This is a genomic window from Polaromonas sp. P1_E3 (genome assembly GCF_056405935.1).
In genome coordinates this window covers 1-3370 of the sequence record NZ_JBFUBD010000301.1, presented here as the reverse complement: position 1 = coordinate 3370, position 3370 = coordinate 1, and the positions used below count along the sequence as shown (strand labels likewise).

The window sequence follows — 3370 nt, the reverse complement described above, 5'->3', positions numbered from 1 at the left end:
GAGCTCGGCCGCAGCAGTTGGCGTGGGAGCGCGCACGTCAGCGCAAAAATCGGCGATCGTGAAGTCGGTTTCATGCCCCACCCCACTGATCACCGGCATGGGCGATTCCACCAGGGTGCGGGCGAGCTGCTCATCATTAAAAGCCCAGAGGTCTTCCATGGCGCCGCCACCGCGTACCACCATCAGAACATCCACTCTGTCCAGAAATCGCCGTTGATAGGCCTTGAGCAAAGCTGCGCGCAATTCGCCTGCGGCCTGGCTGCCCTGGACGCTCGCCGGATAAACAATCACCGGAATGTGCGGAACGCGGCGTTGAAGGGCACTCATGACGTCGTGCAACGCGGCGGCGCCCAGCGAAGTCACCACGCCAATGGCTCGGGGCAGCAAGGGCAACGACCTTTTACGGCCTGAGTCAAAAAGTCCCTCTGCCTCGAGTTTGGCCTTCAGCACCAGGAACTGCTCAAAAAGATTACCCTGCCCTGCCTGGCGCATGGACTCCACTACCAGTTGCAGCTCGCCGCGTGGCTCGTATACGCCCAGCCGCCCTCGCAGCTCTACCAGCTGGCCGTCCCGCGGGGAGAAATCGAGCATGGCGGCCGCGCGGCGAAACATGGCGCAGCGAACCTGCCCCTGCTCATCCTTGAGGGAAAAGTAGCAGTGGCCACTGGCGGCACGCGAAAAACCGCTGAGTTCCCCTTGCACTGCGACGGGGTTGAAACGGGCTTCAAGGCTGTCCGAAATAGCCCTCAGCAGCGAGCCGACCGGCCATACACGAATACCCGCTTCGCGCGTGACCGGTTGAAGGCGCTGCGAAGGAGTTGACTCATCAAACACGCGTAAACCCCTTGGCAATCCGGGTGTAATACTCCACAGAGCGCCGCCCCTCATGGGTCAAACCCCTGGTTTCATGCGGACATCGCGATAACTTCGTGTAACTCATTGATTTTGAATAACTTAATTCTGCTCAAAATTTCATCGTTTTGTCACATGCGCGATTTGGCGCGGCTTGCAGGCCTCTGCGCCACTACTTGCTAACAAAGTTATCCACAAGTTCTGTGGGCTACGTCCGACACGGGACGCAGTTTGCGAACATTTCACAGGCTTGGCCAAGCAGCAACGAGATGGCAGTTTCTGTAAGCCATAATCCACCACAACTTACTGCCTGGAGATGTGCATTGTTTTCGATCATACAAGCCGCAGGTTGGCCGATTTGGCCCCTGGTTGCCTGCTCTGTTTTGGCCCTTGCGCTGGTTATCGAGCGTTTTACCAGCCTTAAAACACGAAAAGTCGCCCCCGCCAAACTGCTTGACGAAGCCATCACCGTCTCCCGCGCCTCCGTGCCCTCACCGGATGTCGTGGCGCAACTCGAACAAAACTCACTGCTTGGTGAAGTTCTTGCCAGCGGCTTTCGCGCATTGAATACCAATCCCCGGATCAGCGAGGACGACCTGCGTTCCACGCTGGAAGGCGCGGGCCGCAAGGCGGCGCACAAGCTGGAGCGTTACCTCGCAGCCCTGGCAACCATTGCGTCTGCCGCCCCCCTTCTCGGGTTGCTGGGTACGGTTATCGGCATGATCGAAATTTTCGGCTCGCAAGCCGGCGGCGGAGGCGTGACGAATGCCGCTGGCGGCAACCCGGCCCAATTGGCGCAGGGCATTTCAATTGCGCTCTACAACACGGCTTTCGGCCTGATGGTGGCCATTCCTTCGCTGATCTTCTGGCGTTATTTCCGGGCTCGTGTCGATGGGTACCTGTTGACGATGGAGCTGGCCGCCGAACGCTTTGTACGCCACCTCAATACCCTTAGAAAATGAACTTCCGTCCTCATCCTCATGACGAGCCGGAGATCAACCTGATCCCCTTCATCGATGTGCTGCTGGTGGTACTGATCTTCCTGATGCTGTCCACTACTTACAGCAAATTCACCGAACTTCAGGTCAAGCTGCCAATAGCCAACGCCGAACAGCAACGCGACTATCCGAAGGAAGTTATTGTGGCGGTGAGCAGCGACGGCCGCTACATGGTCAACAAGACACTTGTGGAAGGCCGTGGTATGGAAGCGCTGGGTGCTGCGCTGGCGGACGCAGCCAAGGCCGGCAAGGAAAGCGTCATCATCATCAGCGCCGATGCCAACGCCACACATCAGGCCGTCATCACTGTCATGGAGGCCGCGCGTCGCCAGGGGCTGACACAAATCACATTTGCGACCCAAAGCGCCGCAATGGCCGGCGCCAGGTAAGCAGAGGCCATCTGTACATTCCATGCAGCCTTCGCGGCGATATGGCGGTCATCACGTGAAACAGTTTTTGCAGAAAGCCTGGGGCAGGCGCGGCTGGCCTGCATGCGCGCTCTGGCCAATGGCACAGGTTTACGGCCTGATCGTGCAACTGCGCCGGGCACTGTATCGCCGAAACATTCTCCGGTCTGAACGCTTTGGTGTTCCTGTGGTGGTGGTTGGAAATGTCGTCGCGGGCGGCGCCGGAAAAACACCGCTGGTGATCGCCCTGGTAAAACACCTGCAGGCCCAGCAGTTGCAGGTGGGGGTGGTATCCCGGGGTTATGGGCGGCACGGCACAGATTGCCTGGAGGTTATTCCCGGAGCCCCCGTCCATCTCACGGGCGATGAGCCGGCACTCATCAGGCGCACAACCGGTGTGCCTGTTTTTGTCGCCGGCAGGCGCGCAGACGCGGTGCGTGCCCTGCTTGCCGCACATCCGGCGACAGCTGTGGTGGTATGCGACGACGGATTGCAACACTATGCCTTGCAGCGTGATATAGAGATCGCCGTGTTCGATGATCGCGGTATGGGCAATGGCTGGCTGTTGCCGGCAGGGCCTTTGCGTGAGCCTTGGCCACCACGTAAAAAATCTGGGTCAAGGTTTGTGCTGCACACGGGGCAAAAACCGGCATTCGAAGGGTTTGTTTCCACCCGGCAACTCGGTAGCGAGGCCTATCCGGCCCGGGGCGAGCCGGTCTCGCTGGCGAGCCTTCGCGGTCGGCCTCTGGCGGCACTTGCGGGCATAGCCAACCCTGAAGCATTTTTCCGGATGTTGAAGGAAACCGGTCTGACGCTGCAGGCTACCACGGCCCTGCCCGACCACCACGACTTCACCGATCACGACCTGGAAGCGAAAGCGCTCCAAGGGCAGGTGGTGCTGTGTACCGAAAAAGACGCCGTCAAGCTTTTCGCCCTGCCCGGCGCATCACAGAGACAGGTGCTGGCCGTGCCTTTGGTGTTTTCGCCTGAGCCGGCGTTCTTCGCCGCATTCGATGCCCGGCTGACGCCGCTGATTTCTCCTTTACCATCAGCCCATGGACACCAAACTGCTTGAACTGCTGGTCTGCCCTGTGACCAAAGGCCCGCTCGATT

The 3370-nt window shown here is 59.6% G+C and carries 5 protein-coding genes; 4 read left to right on the top strand and 1 reads right to left on the bottom strand.

Going from position 1 to position 3370, the window contains the following annotated elements; translation table 11 throughout:
- A partial coding sequence (xseA, locus tag AC1D0Z_RS18190) for an exodeoxyribonuclease VII large subunit (protein WP_477659602.1) occupies positions 1 to 834 on the bottom strand: 834 nt, incomplete at its 3' end.
- A 341-nt stretch (positions 835 to 1175) separates the two neighbouring features.
- Between xseA and AC1D0Z_RS18185 the strand changes: the two genes are divergently transcribed.
- The 4 genes from AC1D0Z_RS18185 to AC1D0Z_RS18170 all read left to right on the top strand — a co-directional run.
- Entirely contained in the window at positions 1176 to 1814 is a 639-nt protein-coding gene (locus tag AC1D0Z_RS18185; RefSeq protein ID WP_477659601.1) for a MotA/TolQ/ExbB proton channel family protein, read from the top strand.
- Positions 1811 to 2239, top strand: coding sequence for an ExbD/TolR family protein (locus AC1D0Z_RS18180; RefSeq protein ID WP_477659600.1), 429 nt, complete (start codon positions 1811 to 1813; stop codon positions 2237 to 2239). The genes AC1D0Z_RS18185 and AC1D0Z_RS18180 overlap by 4 nt, the downstream gene beginning before the upstream one ends.
- 22 nt (positions 2240 to 2261) lie before the next feature.
- Positions 2262 to 3332, top strand: coding sequence for a tetraacyldisaccharide 4'-kinase (gene lpxK, locus AC1D0Z_RS18175; protein WP_477659599.1), 1071 nt, complete (start codon positions 2262 to 2264; stop codon positions 3330 to 3332).
- On the top strand, positions 3313 to 3370 hold a 58-nt coding region (locus AC1D0Z_RS18170; protein ID WP_477659603.1), incomplete at its 3' end, for a Trm112 family protein. The genes lpxK and AC1D0Z_RS18170, both read left to right, overlap by 20 nt.

What these genes read in the sequence shown, in the direction of transcription:
- AC1D0Z_RS18180 (WP_477659600.1), top strand. Translation starts at nt 1,811, where the DNA reads ATGAACTTCCGTCCTCATCCTCATGACGAGCCGGAGATCAACCTGATC.
- lpxK (WP_477659599.1), top strand. Translation starts at nt 2,262, where the DNA reads ATGCAGCCTTCGCGGCGATATGGCGGTCATCACGTGAAACAGTTTTTG.